20 protein-coding genes and 2 pseudogenes are annotated in these 18,032 nt (G+C 44.2%); 8 read left to right on the forward strand and 14 right to left on the reverse strand.

What is annotated here, in order from left to right:
- Nucleotides 1-23: 23 nt before the first annotated feature.
- The 9 genes from H8A87_RS04770 to H8A87_RS04805 form a co-directional block, all read right to left on the reverse strand.
- Nucleotides 24-1,202 (reverse strand): glycosyltransferase family 4 protein, encoded by a 1,179-nt coding sequence (locus H8A87_RS04770; RefSeq protein ID WP_198688854.1) that lies wholly within the window; start codon nucleotides 1,200-1,202, stop codon nucleotides 24-26.
- Complete coding sequence (locus H8A87_RS04775) at nucleotides 1,202-2,305, reverse strand: glycosyltransferase family 4 protein (RefSeq protein ID WP_198688947.1); 1,104 nt, start codon at nucleotides 2,303-2,305, stop codon at nucleotides 1,202-1,204. Before H8A87_RS04775 ends, H8A87_RS04770 begins: the two co-directional genes overlap by 1 nt.
- Nucleotides 2,306-2,321: 16 nt before the next feature.
- A complete protein-coding gene (locus tag H8A87_RS20300) occupies nucleotides 2,322-2,573 on the reverse strand; it encodes a glycosyltransferase family 9 protein (protein ID WP_332460331.1) in 252 nt (83 codons plus the stop codon).
- The gene (locus H8A87_RS20305; protein WP_332460332.1) at nucleotides 2,560-3,300 is read right to left on the reverse strand and encodes a glycosyltransferase family 9 protein; all 741 of its coding nucleotides are present in this window, start codon (nucleotides 3,298-3,300) and stop codon (nucleotides 2,560-2,562) included. Before H8A87_RS20305 ends, H8A87_RS20300 begins: the two co-directional genes overlap by 14 nt.
- Nucleotides 3,301-3,491: 191 nt before the next feature.
- Nucleotides 3,492-4,610 carry a glycosyltransferase family 4 protein gene (locus H8A87_RS04785; RefSeq protein WP_198688855.1) on the reverse strand — a complete coding sequence of 373 codons (1,119 nt, stop codon included), beginning with the start codon at nucleotides 4,608-4,610 and terminating at the stop codon, nucleotides 3,492-3,494.
- A gap of 161 nt (nucleotides 4,611-4,771) precedes the next feature.
- Entirely contained in the window at nucleotides 4,772-4,939 is a 168-nt protein-coding gene (gene rpmG, locus H8A87_RS04790; protein ID WP_198688856.1) for a 50S ribosomal protein L33, read from the reverse strand.
- A gap of 11 nt (nucleotides 4,940-4,950) precedes the next feature.
- Nucleotides 4,951-5,187 carry a 50S ribosomal protein L28 gene (gene rpmB, locus H8A87_RS04795; protein WP_198688857.1) on the reverse strand — a complete coding sequence of 79 codons (237 nt, stop codon included), beginning with the start codon at nucleotides 5,185-5,187 and terminating at the stop codon, nucleotides 4,951-4,953.
- A 278-nt stretch (nucleotides 5,188-5,465) separates the two neighbouring features.
- Nucleotides 5,466-6,158, reverse strand: a complete 693-nt coding sequence (gene radC, locus H8A87_RS04800; RefSeq protein WP_198688858.1) for a RadC family protein — start codon at nucleotides 6,156-6,158, stop codon at nucleotides 5,466-5,468.
- A gap of 37 nt (nucleotides 6,159-6,195) precedes the next feature.
- The gene (locus tag H8A87_RS04805) at nucleotides 6,196-6,339 is read right to left on the reverse strand and encodes a hypothetical protein (RefSeq protein ID WP_198688859.1); all 144 of its coding nucleotides are present in this window, start codon (nucleotides 6,337-6,339) and stop codon (nucleotides 6,196-6,198) included.
- A gap of 90 nt (nucleotides 6,340-6,429) precedes the next feature.
- On the opposite strand from H8A87_RS04805, the gene coaBC reads away from it, so the two are divergent.
- The 3 genes from coaBC (at nucleotide 6,430) to slmA (ending at nucleotide 8,838) form a co-directional block, all read left to right on the forward strand.
- Nucleotides 6,430-7,674: a bifunctional phosphopantothenoylcysteine decarboxylase/phosphopantothenate--cysteine ligase CoaBC gene (coaBC, locus tag H8A87_RS04810; RefSeq protein ID WP_198688860.1), complete on the forward strand. Its 1,245-nt coding sequence runs from the start codon at nucleotides 6,430-6,432 to the stop codon at nucleotides 7,672-7,674.
- A complete protein-coding gene (gene dut, locus H8A87_RS04815; protein ID WP_198688861.1) occupies nucleotides 7,652-8,110 on the forward strand; it encodes a dUTP diphosphatase in 459 nt (152 codons plus the stop codon). The genes coaBC and dut overlap by 23 nt, the downstream gene beginning before the upstream one ends.
- A gap of 128 nt (nucleotides 8,111-8,238) precedes the next feature.
- Complete coding sequence (gene slmA, locus H8A87_RS04820) at nucleotides 8,239-8,838, forward strand: nucleoid occlusion factor SlmA (protein ID WP_198688862.1); 600 nt, start codon at nucleotides 8,239-8,241, stop codon at nucleotides 8,836-8,838.
- Nucleotides 8,839-9,087: 249 nt separating this feature from the next.
- On the opposite strand, the gene pyrE is transcribed toward slmA, so the two are convergent.
- Together pyrE and rph are read right to left on the reverse strand one after the other, a co-directional pair.
- Nucleotides 9,088-9,729, reverse strand: coding sequence for an orotate phosphoribosyltransferase (pyrE, locus tag H8A87_RS04825; protein WP_198688863.1), 642 nt, complete (start codon nucleotides 9,727-9,729; stop codon nucleotides 9,088-9,090).
- A gap of 84 nt (nucleotides 9,730-9,813) precedes the next feature.
- A complete protein-coding gene (gene rph, locus H8A87_RS04830) occupies nucleotides 9,814-10,557 on the reverse strand; it encodes a ribonuclease PH (protein ID WP_198688864.1) in 744 nt (247 codons plus the stop codon).
- A 125-nt stretch (nucleotides 10,558-10,682) separates the two neighbouring features.
- Between rph and H8A87_RS04835 the strand changes: the two genes are divergently transcribed.
- From H8A87_RS04835 to H8A87_RS19765, 4 genes and pseudogenes are all read left to right on the forward strand, one after another.
- On the forward strand, nucleotides 10,683-11,546 hold the full coding sequence (locus H8A87_RS04835) for a YicC/YloC family endoribonuclease (protein WP_198688865.1): 864 nt from the start codon (nucleotides 10,683-10,685) through the stop codon (nucleotides 11,544-11,546).
- Between the two features lie 188 nt (nucleotides 11,547-11,734).
- Nucleotides 11,735-13,030, forward strand: a complete 1,296-nt coding sequence (locus H8A87_RS04840; RefSeq protein WP_198688866.1) for a tyrosine-type recombinase/integrase — start codon at nucleotides 11,735-11,737, stop codon at nucleotides 13,028-13,030.
- Between the two features lie 148 nt (nucleotides 13,031-13,178).
- A pseudogene (locus H8A87_RS04850) lies at nucleotides 13,179-13,400 on the forward strand (AlpA family phage regulatory protein); the annotation flags it as partial.
- A pseudogene (locus tag H8A87_RS19765) lies at nucleotides 13,400-13,609 on the forward strand (DUF927 domain-containing protein); the annotation flags it as partial. The pseudogenes H8A87_RS04850 and H8A87_RS19765, both read left to right, overlap by 1 nt.
- A gap of 632 nt (nucleotides 13,610-14,241) precedes the next feature.
- Here the strand turns inward: H8A87_RS19765 and H8A87_RS04860 are convergent.
- The 3 genes from H8A87_RS04860 to H8A87_RS04870 form a co-directional block, all read right to left on the reverse strand.
- A complete protein-coding gene (locus H8A87_RS04860) occupies nucleotides 14,242-14,880 on the reverse strand; it encodes a hypothetical protein (protein ID WP_198688867.1) in 639 nt (212 codons plus the stop codon).
- The gene (locus H8A87_RS04865) at nucleotides 14,849-15,733 is read right to left on the reverse strand and encodes a Fic family protein (protein ID WP_198688868.1); all 885 of its coding nucleotides are present in this window, start codon (nucleotides 15,731-15,733) and stop codon (nucleotides 14,849-14,851) included. The genes H8A87_RS04860 and H8A87_RS04865 overlap by 32 nt, the downstream gene beginning before the upstream one ends.
- Before the next feature lie 121 nt (nucleotides 15,734-15,854).
- Nucleotides 15,855-17,267: an MFS transporter gene (locus H8A87_RS04870; RefSeq protein ID WP_198688869.1), complete on the reverse strand. Its 1,413-nt coding sequence runs from the start codon at nucleotides 17,265-17,267 to the stop codon at nucleotides 15,855-15,857.
- Between the two features lie 94 nt (nucleotides 17,268-17,361).
- Here H8A87_RS04870 and H8A87_RS04875 point away from each other — a divergent pair, with 94 nt between their 5' ends.
- Nucleotides 17,362-18,018: a helix-turn-helix transcriptional regulator gene (locus H8A87_RS04875; protein ID WP_198688870.1), complete on the forward strand. Its 657-nt coding sequence runs from the start codon at nucleotides 17,362-17,364 to the stop codon at nucleotides 18,016-18,018.
- Nucleotides 18,019-18,032 lie beyond the last annotated feature (14 nt).

Below are 18,032 nucleotides of genomic sequence, written 5' to 3' on the forward strand. Positions count from 1 at the left end.
CATTCTCTAGTTCAATCAGGCGATTACTGAGACAATTTTTCCGCTATCACGCTCGTAATCAACTTCGCACGCTGATCCCAGTTAAAACGTTCCGCAACCAATCTCTGCGAGCAATCAACTTTCGCTATCATTTCAGTTGGATTATTAATCAACCACCGGATCTGCTCAGCAAAACTCTCTGCATTTTCACTATCGGCAAAATTTACCGCATTTTCATCAACAGCATCACGAATGGAAGGAAAATCAGAAATAACCACAGGCTTGCCCATGGCCATATATTCAAAAAGCTTGAGGGGAGAAGTATAACGACTGCCGATACTGGTTTTTGTTAATGGTAGAACACAAATATCATTATCAGCAATAATCTGAAAGCGTTTTTTAGGTTGGACAAAACCAAGGAAATTGACTTTATCACTCACACCAATCTGTTCAGCTGTCTGCCGCAATCGTTCAATTTGCTCAGTTGTACCGCCGGCAATATTCAATATGATGTTATCAAGGTAAGACATGGCCTTCATGACCGTAGGGACACCTTTCCAGCGATGTAAACTACCCAAATAAAGCACCTGAGTAAGAGACTTACTTTTATGTTTTCTGCCGGAAAGCGCCTGTTTCGTAGATTCAACCGCCAACATATCAACACCATCCGGTGCCACAACAATCGGAGTTTTGACGCCATATTGTTTATAAATATCTTCACGTAACAGCGAGGTCAGGACAAAAACAACCTTAGAGCAGTCATAAACTTGTTGTTCAATTTTCCTCAACTTCTGATATTTGTGTTGATTTATACGCTTGGTCAAATTATGTGATTCTTTAAACGACTGAGCAAATACTTCGTGGCTTTCAAAGAAATGAGGAATATCAGGATGTTTACATAACAGATAATTCGCCATTTTAATATTACGGGTAAAAATGGCATCAACCTGATGCTCTTTAAGCCAGCGAGAGACCTGAAAATAAAACAGTTTCTGGGTATTCAGTGGGAAATACCATTTTCTACGTATATTGTGTAAGGCGATTAGCTCCGCAGCAGGCGGTAATGCTCTTCCAAGAATCTCTTCAATATGGCTTTGGCCTTTTGGGGTAATCAGACAGACACGATGCCCCTGACGGGAAAAAGCATCGACATTCTGCAAAATCTGCAGCGATGCAACCCGGTAATCAGGAACAGGGTAAGGATCAATATACGCAATTTTCATTATTTTTTTATAGCGCCCAATAAACGACTCGCAGAATGTCCCCAGGTATACATAGTTTCAATCCTCTGACGAGCATATTTACCCATGTCTCTTCCTCTATCCGGTAAAGACGAGAGATGATTGATTGCATCGGCAATGGCCGCAGTATCCCCCGGAGTCACCAGAATACCAGCATGGTTCTCATTGCCAACCACCTCGGGTATTCCACCAATATAACTGGCAATCACAGGGCGCCCACACGCCATCGCTTCAGCAATGGTAATACCAAATGCTTCATCACCAACGCTGGGGAAGATTCCAGCATCTCCCGCAGCGTAAAATTCGGGTAATTGATCATGACCCACTGGCGGATGAAAAATGACCGATTTTTCCAACTGCAATGAAGAAACCCGTTTTTCAAGCGGTTTCAAATCTTCACCTGCACCAATAATCAATAACTTTACATCCTTGTCCCGCAGCAAAGCCATTGCATCAATGGCAACTTTCATACCTTTCCAGCCTACCAATCTACCAGCAAACGTTAACAGGAACGTTTCCTCATTGATACCTAATCGAGTGCGAACATCAGAATCAGCAGGTTTGAATTTATCGATATCCACGCCATTGTAGATAACGCCCGGAAATTGCTTAAAGTGGTGCTGGATCTGCCAGGCATTGAAATGGCTGCATGCAACCCATGCGGATATTTTCTTACCTAATATTCGATCCCCTTTAAAAAAACTGGTTCCACCACTCATATAGCAAAACTTTGTACCGGATGACTTAAGCATCATTCTCGGCCAGAAAAAGTCAAAGGGCTTCGTCAAAATCACCCAATCAAAATTTTCGGCAATAACCGTTTCGCGGGCATGGCGGGCAAAAGAGTAACGTTCAATAATGCGTTGAAAACGGCGCCCAATGTTAAGCACTCGATCTCTAGGAATAAATGGGAAAGTATGAACATGGATATTTCGCCCACCTAATGCGGGCCGAACATCACCAGTACCGCCGAAAATATGAATTTCATGCCCCGCATCTGTCAAAGCTTTGGCCAACTCCCACACTGCGGTTTGAATGCCGCCATAAGACATGGTAACGGTAACATCGATAAATCCTATTTTCATTTTATTCATTATCCTTTCATTCATTTTCCAGTAAGTTCTGAACAGAATGCCAAACTTGATCAACTGATATTGCTGACATCGTATCTTGACGAGTTGCCTGTCTATAATCTACAGGATGTTCAATTACCACCAATTTTGGGTGTTGTTGAGGTGCGAGAAAACGTCCTGGGTGAAAACTGTGATACAACGCAACCATCGGGATCCCTAATGCGCCGGCCAGATGAGTCGTTCCGGTATCGATTCCAATGTATAAATTAAGCTGGCTCATTCTGCCGCATCGTCGTTTTACCAGCCAGCGATGTGCATCTGTTTGCTCCCAGCTTTTCTGCGAGCATTTGCGCACTATCTTCACCATCTTTACTACCCAACAGCAAAATATGTGCATGCGGATAATCATGATAAATACGTTGGGCTAATTCGTAAAAGTGTTCTACAGGCCAGTCGCGATAGGCTTTTGCTGGAAAACTCTGTAACTGAAAACCTACCTTCAATCGCTGTTCTAATTCCTGCCGCCGGAGAAAATCTCTGGCATATTCATCTTCACTCTGGCTCACGCAATACTGCAAATGCCAATCACTGACGTCAATCCCAAGTGCATTAATCAACAGCGCCCTTTCCTGTTGCGCTGGCATAAGTTCCCGTGGTTTTGCCACAGTGTATTCATTTGATTTTGCATTAGAAATATCCGAAAAATAAACAGTTAAATTTGCTTTGCGTTTGGCATAACGTAACAGGGATTTATCATGACTATATACCAATGCCAAATCATAACACCGGCGAGAAAACCACCCACACCATCTTGCCTTTCCTTTTGAAAAAATCTTCAGCTCATTAATTGAATCAATGTGTTCAAGGATTTCTTTTGTTTTTTTATGCACAAAGATATCAATATTTGCTTCCGGCCATTTTTCTTTTAATGCACGAATAATCGGCGTCACCAACAAGGTGTCGCCAAAACGGGCAATATTTATGATTAAAATATTTTGGGGTTGCATAATAATGAATATTAATTTATCAATCTAAGGATTGGCCTCAGAGCACTATACAGCAAAGTTATTCAATGTACTATTTGCCAATAAATAAACGCGATAATCACTCACAATAAAATTCATTTAATTTCATGAAGTTATGTAATGGCATGTCAATTATATCTTCCAATGCTGATTAACAAGATATAAACAAAATGTCATCGATTTATTTCTGTACTGCGATAAAAAATAGATTCCATTTTTTCTAACATGTTATCCATGCCAAATAAATGAGTAGCCCGTTTTAATGAAGCATTTCCCATTTGTAAACGCACCTCATCATTATTCATTAATAAATCTAATTTTTCTGTTAATTGTTCGATATTTTTGGGTTCGATAATATATCCGGTATCTCCATCAATCACGGCTTCTGTAATTGCTCCCACTGATGTAGATACGACAGGCAATCCACATGCCATCGCCTGCATGATTCCTTGTGGCACACCTTCATTGCCAAACGAAGGCAGGGCAAAGATATCCATCGCATTCAAACAGTCAGGAACATCCTGGCGGTTGCCAAGAAAAATAACGCTCTCTGTCAGCCCTTCCTGCTGAACTCGTGGTTCTAAATTTTTTCTCTGGGGGCCATCCCCCACAAACAACAACTGCCAATCAGGATAACGCTGATGAAGAATTTTCCAGCTATCAAGCAGATAACGATGGCCTTTCCAAGTTCTCATCGTGGCAACAATACCAAGCGTTGGCCTATCTTTGATACCAATACGCTGGCGACTCTGCTGCTTGTTTTCAGGATGAAAGCGCGTCAGATCGATCCCTGTCGGCACAGAGGTCATATGAGAGAGTGGATAAGCATTATGCGTATGCAGATATTGGCGCAGCTTTTCCCCAGTTGTCACAATATGCTGACAGGCATGCAAATACAGCCAGCGAGTCGCGATAGATTTTGAAACATGAGTAGAGACATGACGGGTTCGGACTGTTACAGGCATACCTTTTAACGTGGAGCATGCCGCTGCCACTAACCAAGAATCGGTAGAACTATGGGTATTGATCACATCAAATTGGTGGCCTTCTGTCTTTAGCCAGCGACGCATTGCCCGTAGGCAGGGAAGGCGTTTTTTTTCAATCGGGAGTGCAACCACAGGCACACCATAGTGATGGGCTTCACGGTAAAGGGTTGAAGTTGGACAACAAACAATAACCACATGATGACCACGTTGTATCATGCCCTGAGATTCCGTCAGGATACGAATCTCCTGCCCTCCCCAGCCACACGATGATTCTGTGTGTAAGATATTCAAGGTCTTTTTAGCCATTTTCCAAAGCCACGCCTGACGGTTAATAATCAAAAAAACATTAGCATAATTGAATAATTCATGACGTCCACGCATAACCTAATTTACATCAGATTATCGAGACATTATCAACAGGCATAAAAAAACCCAGCGTGATGCTGGGTTTTTTTCATCCACTAAAATTATTTAATTTTAGCTTCTTTGTACAGTACATACTGACGAACAACTGGATCGAACTTTCTCAGTTCCAGTTTTTCAGGCATAGTACGCTTGTTCTTCGTAGTGGTATAGAAGTGACCAGTACCAGCAGAAGAAACCAGCTTAATTTTATCGCGAATACCTTTAGCCATTTTTCAGCTCCTTAGTATTTCTCACCACGGGTACGCAGTTCAGCAAGAACTGTATCGATACCCTTTTTGTCAATCACACGCATACCTTTAGCAGATACACGCAGAGTTACAAAACGTTTCTCAGACTCAACCCAGAAACGGTGAGAGTGCAGGTTAGGCAGAAAACGACGTTTAGTCGCATTTAATGCGTGGGAGCGGTTGTTACCACTCACCGGGCGCTTGCCAGTAACTTGGCAGACTCGGGACATGTCTATTCTCCAAAAATCAAATCAGCTCGAGCTTTGTATTGGGTGTGGCCGCCTCGTCAGGCTTAGGAGCCCATCTCAGCACATTTTCGTTACTGAAAAAACGTCTTTACTGAAAAGACCGTCACTGAAAAGACTCACATTTTCCCAGTAAAAAACTTACTGAGATAGGCTCTTCTCGCCAAGCCCAAGATCCTCAAAGGTGGCGTAGTATACGCCCTCATTCGCTGATGCTCAAGTCCCGAACAACTAAGATCTGACAGGATCGTGAAAAAACCGTATTAAATCCAACCTCTTTCCATAAATGAGACACAATATTGCTTGCCGATAACTATATGATCCAAAACCTTAACGCCAACCAAGTCACAAGCCTTGATAATTTTTTCTGTCACCAATTTATCTGCCAGACTAGGTTCTGGATTGCCGGAAGGATGATTGTGGGCGAGAATAATCGATGCTGCATTAACTTTAACCGCCTGTTTCACAATTTCACGCGGATGAACTTCAACTTTGTTTATCGTTCCTTTAAACATTTCATCATGGCAGATAACTTTATTTTGGTTCGTCAAAAACAGCACGACAAATACTTCCCGGTCTTGCCAAGACAATAAATCCTGCAAATAATTCTGAGTCATCGTAGGGCTGCTCATGATATCTTCATGGATAAACTGGCTGGAGAAGAAACGTTTTGCCAGTTCGGATATCGCCTGCAATTGGACATATTTGCACAGCCCCATGCCCTTATGTGAACAAAAATCTGCGTAATCAGCAGATAGCAGATGGTAAAGCGAGCCAAACGATTTCAGCAGATAATCTGCCATTTGCACAACAGGAACCCCTCTGGTTCCCGTACGCAAAAAGATAGCCAGTAGTTCAGCATCCGTGAGGGAAACAGCGCCATAAGCCAGCAATTTCTCCCGGGGAGCAAGATTTGCATGCAATTCATCGCTTTTTTCCATTACCGTGACCTCCATTACACCCCTCCCCTTGATATCCTTTGCCCTATAATCATCACGTTATAACGATCACCCATGAACCATCACCCATGACGATGGAATCCATCAATCCGATATTCACTCGCCCACTATCCCATGATGAAAAAATCACCGCCAGCCTCATTTTCATGGCTTGCGCAACGCTTCGCAAACTTGTCATTTTTGGCTGTCTAAATAGGCACGTTTCTCAACTCAATATTTTCTTATGGTAGAATCTTAGAGAATTGTAACTTACATCTGGACAATCAAAATGACAGGATTTTCCGGCAAACAACTTTCTGGTAATCAGCTTTCTGGTAAACAAATCGTCCTCGGCATTAGCGGAGGGATCGCCGCTTACAAAACGGCTGAACTGGTACGCCGTTTACGTGATCGCGGTGCTCAGGTACGCGTCGTCATGACTCCTGCGGCAGAAGCCTTTATTACGCCGCTTACATTACAGGCCGTATCGGGCCATCCGGTCTCTGATGATCTCCTGGATCCAGCAGCCGAAGCCGCCATGGGGCATATTGAACTGGCGAAGTGGGCTGATTTAATCATTCTCGCTCCCGCCACAGCGGATCTACTGGCACGCTTAACCGCAGGGATGGCGAATGATTTAGTTACCACAATCTGCTTGGCTTCCGCAGCCCCTATTGCTGTCGCTCCCGCAATGAACCAGCAAATGTACCGTGCGCAGGCAACCCAACATAACCTCAAGGTGCTTAAAGAGCGTCATGTGCTGATTTGGGGGCCAGATGAAGGTAGTCAAGCATGTGGTGATGTCGGGCCAGGCAGGATGTTGGAACCCATGGCGATTGTCGAGCTGGCTACGCAACATTTCAGCACTGAGCAAGATTTTGCTGATCTGAGCATCACCATTACCGCCGGGCCAACCCGCGAAGCCTTAGATCCCGTCCGTTTCATCAGCAACCACAGCTCCGGTAAAATGGGATTCTCCATCGCACAGGCTGCGGCAGAACGTGGTGCAAAGGTGACATTGATCACTGGCCCCGTTAATTTACTGACACCACAAGGTGTTAAACGCATTGACGTGACCAACGCACTGGAGATGCATGAACAGGTTCAAGCGATGGCAGCCTCACAGAATATCTTTATCGGTTGTGCGGCCGTATCTGATTACCGTTTCAAACAAATCGCGACAGAAAAAATCAAAAAACAGGGTGATGAAATCACATTTACACTAGTGAAAAATCCTGACATTGTAGCGAGCGTTGCAGCAATGGAAAAAAATCGTCCATTCGTCGTTGGATTTGCAGCCGAAACCCAGAATGTGGAAGAATATGCCCGCGGAAAACTCAAGCAGAAGCACTTAGACTTGATTTGCGCGAATGATGTATCCCTGACCGGACACGGTTTCAACAGTGATACCAATGCATTACATCTATTCTGGCATGATGGTCGTATTCATTTACCCCACAGTGGTAAATTACAACTCAGCCACCGCTTATTAGACGAGATACTCGAACGCTATGATGAAAAAAATCGACGTTAAAATCCTTGATCCCCGCATCGGGCAAGAATTTCCTTTACCGACTTATGCTACACCTGGCTCTGCGGGTTTAGATTTACGTGCTTGTCTGGATAATGCAGTAGAACTGGCTCCAGGCCAGACTGAACTTCTGCCAACCGGGATTGCTATCCATATCGCAGATGAACAATTGGCTGCGGTTATTCTCCCTCGCTCAGGTTTGGGCCATAAACATGGCGTCGTTCTGGGTAATCTGGTCGGTCTCATCGACTCCGATTATCAGGGACAATTGATGGTTTCAGTTTGGAATCGCAGTGATAAAACATTCACTATCGAGCCTGGTGAGCGCATCGCCCAGATGGTTTTTGTGCCCGTTGCACAGGCTGAATTTAATTTGGTTGAAGACTTTGAAACCAGCAAACGTGGTAGTGGTGGTTTTGGTCATTCCGGTCGTCAATAACTTTCCATAAAGCCTGATACCGTCAATCGATTTTCATATTTTTTGCTCACAATGTTTTTGTCAGTAGTAACGTTGTGGCAAAAAATAGCTGGATTTGTTTTGCTGTTTTAGCAGGGGTTTTATCAGACATGGCAGAAAAAGAACGTACAAAAAAGAAAAATAGACGTGAGGAAATCTTGCAGGCACTGGCACATATGCTTGAGTCCAGTGGTGGCAGTCAGCGCATTACTACTGCAAAACTCGCCGCAAACGTTGGCGTTTCTGAAGCCGCACTTTACCGTCATTTTCCAAGCAAAACCCGGATGTTTGACAGCCTGATTGAGTTTATTGAAGACTCCTTAATTTCACGCATCAACCTGATCCTGCAAGATGAAAAAGACACCATCACGCGCATTCGGTTAATTCTTGTCCTGATTTTGGGCTTTGCGGAGAAAAATCCCGGGTTAACCCGTATCATGACTGGTCATGCTCTGATGTTTGAACAAGACAGATTACAAAATCGCATCAACCAGCTATTTGAGCGAATTGAAGTACAGCTTCGTCAAATTTTAAAAGAGAAAAAAATCCGTGATGGGCAGGGGTTCGATTATGACGAGACCATATTGGCCTCACAGTTGCTGGCATTTTGTGAAGGGATGCTCTCCCGCTTTGTTCGCTCTGAATTTCGCTCTCGCCCGACAACTGAGTTTGAAATACGCTGGCCATTGATATTGACCCAACTGCAATAGGTTATCACTGCACCGCAAGTTCCCACCTTTCACATAGTGAATGATGATAACGTGCGGTTTTTTTATGGGGTTATGTTAATATGTTCCAGCTTATTGAGTTCAATATCAGGTAACTCAATAATAATGGCATCATTATCGCAATCCTTACCATTCAGTATGCAGGATGCCATTTCTACTACTCACCCCGCCCACCTTTGGGCGAGGGATTTTTTTTCGTTCTGCCTTGCTGCTATCAGCATTTGCTGACCATCAGATACCGTATTCTTTACGATAGGTTTCCACCGCTTCCAGATGGGATTGCATCTCTGGATTTTCACGCAAATAGCTCACCAAATCATTCAAGGTAATGATGGAGAAAACTTGGCAATGATAGTCACGTTCAACTTCCTGAATGGCTGAAAGTGTCTCCCGCCCACGTTCCTGACGATCCAGACACAAAATCACCCCCGACAGTGTTGCACCGTGCTGCTTAATAATATCCATCGACTCGCGAATTGCCGTACCTGCCGTAATGACATCATCCACAATCACGACATTGCCTTGCAACGGGCTGCCAACCAGAGATCCACCTTCACCATGATCTTTGGCTTCCTTGCGGTTAAAACAATAAGGCATATCGATATCATGATGCTCCGCCAGTGCCACTGCGGTAGTAGCCGCGATCGGGATACCTTTATAAGCAGGCCCAAACAGCAAATCACACTTAATTCCGCTATCCAGCAGTGCTGCTGCATAGAAACGACCAATCAACGCCAAATCACGTCCGGTATTGAACAGACCCGCATTGAAAAAATACGGGCTTTTGCGACCTGATTTCAGCGTAAATTCGCCAAATTTCAGCACCTGTTTTTTCAGTGCCAGCTCAATAAATTCGCGCTGATAGGCTTTCATTGGAGTTTCTCCTTTTTGATTTTTTCATTTATCAATAAATTGCAGGCATAAAAAAGGCGACTCTTCAGCCGCCCAATTAATTTATTATTTTAAAGGATCTTGTTCTAACGCATCCCGCTGCGCTTGGAAAATAATATCCAATCCCTCTTTTGCCAGGGAGAGCAGTGAGAGCAACTCATCATGGCTGAACGGTTCACCTTCTGCCGTACCCTGCACTTCAATCATTCTACCGTCATCTATCATGACAATATTCATGTCAGTTTCAGCCGCAGAGTCTTCGACATACTCCAGATCACAGCGGCCTTCGCCCTCAACAATACCGACAGATACTGCCGCGACCATCGCTTTCAGTGGGCTTTCTTTCAACTTGCGATCAGCAACCAGCTTATTCAGGGCATCGACCAACGCCACACAGGCGCCAGAAATAGCTGCAGTGCGAGTACCGCCATCCGCTTGAATCACATCACAATCCAGCGTAATGGTAAATTCACCCAGTTTTTTCAAATCCACAGCGGCACGCAGTGAACGTGCGATCAAGCGTTGAATTTCCATCGTACGCCCTGTTTGCTTGCCTCTGGCAGCTTCGCGCGCATTACGGCTATTGGTCGCTCGTGGCAACATACCGTATTCAGCCGTGATCCAGCCCTGTCCCTGACCTTTCAGGAAACGTGGAATTCCTTCTTCAACGGAGGCATTACATAACACTTTGGTATCCCCAAACTCCACCAGAACCGAACCTTCCGCGTGTTTGGTGTAATGACGGGTCATTTTAATAGGACGCATCTGCCCTGCTTCTCTTCCCGCTGGACGCTTTCCTACTAAGCTCATAGTGTGATCTCCGTTGTTAAAACATTATAGGGGGCGCATTATACGGCCTAACACGGCGAATGCCTATCCTGCATCTACATGGAGCGCTATAATCCGCCAATCATTTTATAAATTGAGAACGAATTATGATCCGTAGTATGACCGCTTTTGCGCGGAGAGATATCAAGGGAGACTGGGGAAACGCAGCATGGGAATTGCGCTCCGTCAATCAGCGTTACTTGGAAACCTATATTCGCCTACCAGAGCAATTCAGAAGCCTTGAACCCGTCATCCGCGAACGCATTCGTTCCCGCCTGACGCGTGGAAAAGTGGAATGCAACCTGCGTTTTGAACTGGATGCCCGTATTCAGGGTTCCTTGATGTTGAATGAAAAGCTGGCAAAACAACTGGTTGAATCAGCAAACTGGGTTAAACAACAAAGCGGTGAAGGTGAGATTAATCCAGTAGATATCCTGCGCTGGCCGGGCGTGATGTCTGCCGAAGAACAAGATTTAGATGCTATCAGTACACAATTGCTGACGGAGCTTGATCTAACATTGGATGCCTTTATCCAAAGCCGCGAAACCGAAGGACAAGCGCTTAAGGCACTTATTGAGCAGCGTTTGGATGCGGTAACGGTAGAAGCGACTAAAGTCCGTGAGCAAATGCCGGCAATCCTGCAATGGCAGCGCGAACGCTTACAGACCAAACTGGAAGAAGCACAAATTCAGTTGGAGAATAACCGCCTTGAGCAAGAGCTGCTTTTACTGGCGCAGCGCATTGATGTGGCGGAAGAACTGGATCGTCTGGATGCCCACGTGAAAGAGACACGTAATATCCTGAAGAAAAAAGAAGCCGTCGGCCGCCGACTGGATTTTATGATGCAGGAATTTAACCGCGAATCGAATACATTGGCTTCGAAATCAATTAATGCAGATGTGACGACTTCTGCGATTGAATTGAAGGTATTGATTGAGCAAATGAGGGAACAAATTCAAAATATTGAATAGTGTTTCTTAGCAACTCACAACATTTCATCAAGCCAGATATGCATTGTTATATCTGGCTTTTTTACTATCATAGCATTGCAGAACGAATCACAGTAGGCATGATTAGCGTGTACCCAAAGGTATACCCATAGAGCATTCAGAAAACCATTTTGGGTACACCCCTACTTTTTTTCATTGGAGATTGCACAATGCCTAAACTCACAGACAAAGAGATCAGGGCGTGGATAAAGTCAGGCGAAAGATTCGAAGGGAAAGCAGACGGTAACGGGCTATATTTACGCTTTAGAGAGATTGACCGAATTCCAGCATGGCGTTTCAGATATAAATTGGCTGGAAAGTCCAGAACCATGAATTTGGGAACGTATGCTGACCTATCGCTAGCCAAAGCTCGAGAGCTTACCCGTGAGTTGTCCGCGCGTGTTGCTTTGGGCTATGACGTTGCCGGAGAGAAACAGGAACGCAAGGCCGAAGCGCTGGCAAAGATTGAGGCTGAAAAGAACGCTATAAAGATATCAGACTTAGCAGCTGAATATTTTGAGCGCCAAATACTCCCACGCTGGAAACACCCCGATATACTCCGCAGACGCATAGACAAAGATATTAACCCTCGCATTGGTCATATGAAGCTGGAAGACGTTAAACCTCGTCATATTGATGAAATGCTGAAAAGCATTGTAGACAGAGGCGCACCGACTATGGCGACCGATGTTCTACGGTGGCTAAGGCGTATGTTTGATTATGCCATCAAGCGGCAGATGATAGAGATTAACCCGTGTTCAGCTTTCGAGGTTGCGGACGCTGGCGGGAAAGAAGTATCACGCGATAGATGGCTAACCAGAGAAGAACTGATCATTCTGCTGAGAACGTTCAGGACGTCCACAATCAGCCGCCAGAATGAAATCAGCTTCAAGATACTGCTTGCCCTATGCTTACGGAAAATGAAGCTATGCGCCGCACGTTGGGAAGAATTCAACTTTAAAAAGGCGGTATGGCACTTTCCGGCAGAACGTAGCAAGAATGGTGATGCAGTAGATATTCCACTGTGCCCACAGGTTATAGAGTGGTTTATGGAATTAAAAGCTATGGCTTGTGGTAGCCAGTACGTTTTGCCAGCCAGAAAAATGCAACACCGAATGATCCCACATATTCAGGAAACTACCTTGTCCGTTGCGCTTGCCAAAGTAAGACGAGCAATCCCTATTGATATGCCTAACTTCACTATCCACGACTTTAGGCGAACTGCCAGAACTCACTTAGCCGCGCTAGGTGTTGATCCTTTTGTGGCTGAACGTTGCCTAAATCACCGTATAAAAGGCGTTGAGGGTATCTATAACAGACATGATTATTTCGACGAGCGTAAAGCCGCACTAGCTCAATGGTGTGATTTACTGGTAGCACTAGAAAAAGGCGAAGATTACAACGTGATCCCGATGGGTACCCTACCAATGGCAATGCTAGAAAACGCCATACAGCCGATTTTTTAGGCATATCTGACGCAACCCTTAACCGATGGATTAAAGCCAGAAAGCTACCATTACCATTTGAGCTTGAAGAGGGTTTTTCTGTCTTTGACGCAGCCGAGATCCGTGCGTGGGTAGAAAGCAAAAAGCTGCTAGGACGCAAGGTAGTTCAATGAAAAAATTTATATTACCGACCGATGAACAGCGGAAATATATTCTTTCTGCCTATGGCGAAATTGAAAGACGAATAAGAGAACGGGAACGAGAACGAATGTCCGGTATTTCTCGCAGCCATTGCCATAAATTAGAGGGATTAGGTTTATTTCCTCCACGCTGCCATTTTGGGCGTAATTCCTGTGCATGGCTATTAAGTGATATTTTATGGTGGGTAAAGGGGCGTACATCATGCCGGATGGCTCCATTATCGGTAAACCTGAGCAACCTGTATTATTTGTCGGCGGAAGTGCGTCAGCGAATGCCTATACCGTTTCAGGAACGCCGGAAAGCTGGCGTGAGAATGTGGCGGCACTGGCGAATAAGAACCCGTTTATGATGCTGGGTATTGCGACCGCTTTAGCCGCCCCTATAGCTACAGTCACAGGCAAGGTCACCGTGGCACCCAAACGCGTAAAGTGTCAGACAGGGAAAGTCATGGCAGTCGCTACGATGCAGGTACAGAGTGAGAAGCGCAGTGATTACCCGCTGCGTGTCGTGGGCTTTGATGAGGTGGCGCTGTCGGTGATGTTATTGCGGAGAGGTCAGGTGATAACCGTGACGGGGAAGACTTCTTACTGGCAGGGCTATCAGTTAGCTGTCTCCTCAATCACTCAATAGGTTCCGACGAAATTCGTCGTCAGTCATTAGCTCAGTACATTTAGCGTATTGACCTCGTTTTGCCGTGTACCCAAGGATGTACCCCTAGAAAATATTGAATAACAACAATCCAGTAATGACAAGGCTTCATGCCGCCTACTCAATGAATAAATTCAGCTTCACAAAGAATCATAAAGTCAAAAAATCCATAAAGCCTGTGTTTTTTTCGGGCTTTTTTTATATCACAACCTCTAAGATGGTTCTCAATTCGGCTTTTTGCTTTGCAGACAGCACTCCATCATGCCGTTCGAAATGATAATACTGATATTCGCTCATGGTTAGATCACCATAAATTTGGGTTTCGTGCTACAGGACTAGAGCCTGTTGATGAAGGATTATGGAATACGCTATCTCATCTGAGATCAGATTATGGCTATTTCGAGACCTTCAATCAATCCATCAACAACAATACTTTCATTAGTTCGTGATTCAAACTCTATCCGATTTTTTTCATTACAATCAATCTGAAATTTATTTGCAATTTCTTTTGAGATTTTTTGAGCAATTGAGAGCGACTTTAAACGACCAATCTGGTATTTGCCACCTGAACAGTCTGCGAATTCATTTTTTAGCCTTTTGCTCCAACCGCTTGTATCAAAGTGATATTTGACAAAAAATAGGGTTGGAAAAATATTTTCTTCTTCAACCGTTATTGTTGTGTGGGCTTGTGCTTCTTCGCCAATTCGATAGTGCAGATTCATTGCATTTAATACATTAATAGACTCACTAACAGAATGCTCAGTATTGAAGGCAATCCCACTAAATCCATTGAATTTTTTACCCTTCGTGCCAAATCGGATATTAAAATTGATAAACTCAATATTCAAATCACCTAAATTAACGCCAACACTGGTATAGGCATCAGTTTCTATTAACGACCATGCTAATGGTAAACCAAGCTGCTCGATAACGTCATTTGCTGATTGTGGAGGGTCATTTACTTCAACCATTAGGTGATCAATAAAAAAATCATTTTGGGTACACATCATCTGCAACATCATTACCATCCTGAGTCATTAATCGCATCAGTTTTGGATGCACAAACAATTTTTCCTTACCTGCCATCAGTTCTTGCAAGACACCAATATCAGTCAACTGTTTTAAATACACAGAAGCAGTCTGACGTTTAGCAATATCACGTTCAACCAAATTATTGATACGGCAATATGGTTGCTCAAAAATCACCTGTATCAATTCATAACTGTAAACTTTTGGGAGTTTCCTACGTACATAATCGGTAGTATTTTCCATCAATTTTCGGATAGCAGCAATTTTGTTGCGAGTCCAGCAAGATGTTTGCTCGACGCCCTTAAGCATAAAGATGATCCACTCTTGCCATTGGGCTTCCCGCGTGACTTGATTCAGCAATCGATAATATTCTGCTTTATGCTGTACGATATACCGACTGAGGTAAAGGATCGGCAAAGTCAGTAATTGCTGTTCAATCAAGTATAGTACATTCAATATTCTTCCCGTACGGCCGTTGCCATCATGAAACGGATGGATAGCTTCAAATTGATAATGACTGACAGCCATTTTGATCAATGGGTCAATCCCATCTTCTGCGTGAATGAACCGCTCCCAATTACTGAGTAAATTGCGAATCGCACTTTCTCCAACTGGAGGAGTGTAGATAATTTCACCTGTAGTTTGATTACCGATAACCGTGCCCGATATCTTACGAATTTCCATATCACGGCCTTTGAGTGTGCTACAGACTTCAATTGCAGTAGAAGTCCACAAGGGTTTACTTTGCAACTGCTTAAAACCTTGATAAAGGGCAGTTCGGTAACGTAACGCCTCTTTTGTTGCCACATCAGCACCAGTATCTTCTTGTGCATACTGGAATACCATCTGGAAGAACCATCTGCTTTAATAACCTATATACCCGTCATCTTTCAATTAAAAATGATAATACAAATAATAATTTCAATTTCGTATTAGTTTCCCATAAAAACTAATACGCAGAAATTAATTATTTTTCCACTTTAATTTTTGCTGATTTACAGGCAGTCAAGAATGCCAATATTGGCGCAATGGCAAAGAGTAAAAATAACCAATGGGAAGAAGAAGAAGCTCCTGCTACTCCACCGGGTTGATAAAATCCAAATAGATTGACGATCATGCCACCCAATGCAGAACCAAATGCGGTGGCAAATAGCTGAACGGTGGTAATGGATGAACCGGCGATGTTTTTATCAGCATCACTGGAAACCTGTAAAATGCGGGTCAAAAGATGAGGCCAGCCAAAACCTACCCCAAAACCAAACAATCCCAATCCAAAAATGATCGGCAACATTATCTGCCATTCTCCTACCGATTGAGATGGCAACATCACAAGCAACAACAACATGCCAATCAACATGAAAACAGGGCCGCCCACAATCGCAAATCGCATTTTCGCACCTTGCCAGCTGGCACTGAGCATTTCTCCTATCGTCCAACCAAGCGCTGCAATAGCAACTATATAACCAGAAGCCAAAGGAGATTGCCCATGCAGAACTTGCAGAAAATAGGGAACAAAAACGTCACCCGACAAACCAATCACCAATAGCGAAATGGTGGTGAATAAAATCAGATGGGGGGAACGCAAACTCAGGGCATTTTCAGGCAATAATCTCGCCGAAGTACGGCGTTCATAGATGACCAATAAGGATACCAATATCACAGACGCAACAATGCCGATAATATTGCCCCGAAAATCTTGTGACAAGCTTCCCGAGGAAACCGCTAGCACCGCGGCCGACAGCAGAAGCAATTGCACTATCGGCAGTGCCGTTTTGGTTTTATTCTGTACCTGCTTTTTGGGCAAAATCAGGTAGGTGAATAAGGCATACAGCAAAATGGTGGGCAGCATAATGCCAAACGCATAACGCCATGCGTTCATTTCGGCAAAAATACCGCCAATAGCTGGCCCGATTAAGGTTGCCACGCCCCACACACCCGAAATCAGCGCCATGGCTCGGGTCCAGAGTGATTGTTCAAACACCAAATTAATCATTGAGTAGGAAAGTGCAAACAACAATCCACCACCCAATCCCTGAATGGTTCTTCCAATCAGCATCATTTCCATCGTAGGTGCAAGGGTACAAAATAGACTACCAGTGAAAAACACTAACGCCGCCGCCAAATAAGCATTTCTCGCACCCGACACACTCAGTAATCTCGCAGAAAGGATGGAGCCAATAATCGATGCCACGACGAACAATGTCGTATTCCAAGCATAGAGATTCAATCCCCCTATATCGTTTACGACAGAAGGCAAAATCGTAATCGCAATTAAGGTATTGATTGCCATCAATCCCACACCCAATGAAAGTGCTATCGCACTCGGCGCATTTTTGCTGGAAAACAGATCTCTCCAGCGGCCTTCCTCAGTCATTATCATGATTGTTGTCCTGAACACAGGTTGAGTTGTGAAAAATCTTACGCTAAATTAAACAAGATAAATCTTGGAATAAATTAGCGTCGGGGTCAACAATATGTCAAGCATTGACTTGGGAAATAACTTAATCGAGGGGCAAACAGTGAGTGAGAAGTTGCTAATGCTTCTAAAAACTCAAGGTGCCTTACAAGCCACTGATGCCGGCAGATTATTGGGAACAACTGGAGAAGCGGCCCGTCAACAATTTGTGAAACTGGCTAAAGATGGATTGGTTGAGGCGAAATCAGAAGCAAAGGGAGTTGGTCGCCCTATTCAACTTTGGCATCTCACTGAGAAAGGCCATGCCCGATTTCCTGATACCCATGCAGAGCTAACAGCGCAGTTGATCACGATTATTCGCAGTCAATTGGGCGAAACAGCCATGGATTTGATTATCAACACCCGCGAAAAAGAGGCTTTTTCCAGCTATAAAAAGGTGATGGAAGGCGCGGCAGGGTTACAGGAGAAAGTTGAACGACTGGTCGCCATTCGCTGCCGAGAAGGTTATATGGCTCACTATTCTGTTGAGGAAAACGGGGCTATTCTGTTTTTTGAAAACCATTGTCCAATCTGTGCCGCAGCTAAAATATGTCAGGGGTTTTGTCGAACAGAGCTGAAACTATTTCAGGAAACTCTGCAAGCTGATGTGAAAAGAATCGAATATATACTAAGTGGTCACCGACGCTGTGCCTATCGAATCACACCATTGACATGACACACGAAAAAACC

Source organism: Xenorhabdus lircayensis (genome assembly GCF_016306625.1).
In the GTDB taxonomy this organism is placed as follows: Bacteria; Pseudomonadota; Gammaproteobacteria; order Enterobacterales; family Enterobacteriaceae; genus Xenorhabdus; species Xenorhabdus lircayensis.